Consider the following 1202-nt stretch of genomic DNA (forward strand, 5'->3'; position numbering starts at 1 on the left):
CGCGGCGGCAGGTCTCGGCATCGCCTGGCTCCCCGACTGCATCACCTATGAATATGTGGCCTCCGGCGCGCTGGTCCCGATCATGACACGCTATCCGGTACCTCCGGGAGCCGCCTATGTCGTCAGACCGCCGGGTCAGCATCCCACTCGGAAAGTGCGGGTCCTCACAGAGATGCTGATCGCGTACTTCGCACGCAATCCGGAGGTGTGGGGGCGGGACGGTTGAACATGCGCGGTACGGTGGCTCATGGATGAGTTGCGCCTGCCGCACGTCCCACCAAACAGCTCAGGTGCGCGATAGTGCGTCCATGTTCCACTTATCGCGACACGACGTGGCGCATGCCGGGACTAGCTGAACTGACGGTCGCTCGCCAATCTGAGGCATTGGATGGACAGAGACCAAGGCTCACGGCAGGCTGAGAGAGGATGAGGCGCATGAGTTGGAATCCGGCCATCGAACCGGGCTGTCCCGATGAGGTCGGCCTCGACGCGATCGAAACGCTGATCGTTCCGCGTTCTCGCGATCTCGGCGGCTTCGAAGTGCGGCGCGCCCTGCCGGCACCGAAGCGGCAGATGGTTGGACCCTTCATCTTCTTCGATCAGGCCGGGCCGGCCGAGTTGCTGACCGGACAGGGCGTCGACGTGCGGCCGCATCCGCATATCGGTCTCGGCACCGTGACCTATCTCTATCGCGGCGATTTCCATCACCGCGACAGCACCGGGGCCAACCAGATCATCCGTCCGGGCGAACTGAACTGGATGGTCGCCGGTCGCGGGGTGACCCATTCCGAGCGCACGTCAGCGGCGGCCCGAAGCGGTCCGAACAGCCTGTTCGGCATCCAGACTTGGCTCGCGCTGCCGGAGAGTGACGAGGACATGGCGCCGATGTTCGAGCATCACGGCAGGGAGGCGCTGCCGGTCATCGAGGATCGCGGCGTCTCGGTCCGGCTGATCCTCGGGAACGCCTATGGTGAGACGGCGCCCGCGACCATGTATTCGGAGACGTTCTACGCCGATGTGGCGCTCGAAGCGGGAGGCCGGCTGCCGATGCCGGATGATCACGAGGATCGAGGCATCTACATCGTCGAAGGCTCGATCTCGATCGCCGGCCGGGAGTTCGAGGCGGGTCGGATGATGGTCTTCCGCCCCGGCGACAGGATCACGGTAGCGGCCGGCGACCGAGGCGCGCGCCTGATGATCCT

2 protein-coding genes are annotated in these 1202 nt (G+C 65.2%); both read left to right on the forward strand.

Annotated features, from left to right (window positions below):
* Positions 1–226: LysR substrate-binding domain-containing protein (locus tag KHC24_RS00005; protein ID WP_246545949.1), on the forward strand; the 226-nt coding region annotated here is incomplete at its 5' end.
* 209 nt (positions 227–435) lie between these two features.
* Positions 436–1202: pirin family protein (locus KHC24_RS00010; protein ID WP_213358409.1), on the forward strand; the 767-nt coding region annotated here is incomplete at its 3' end.

Source organism: Ancylobacter defluvii, from assembly GCF_018390605.1.
GTDB lineage: Bacteria > Pseudomonadota > Alphaproteobacteria > Rhizobiales > Xanthobacteraceae > Ancylobacter > Ancylobacter defluvii.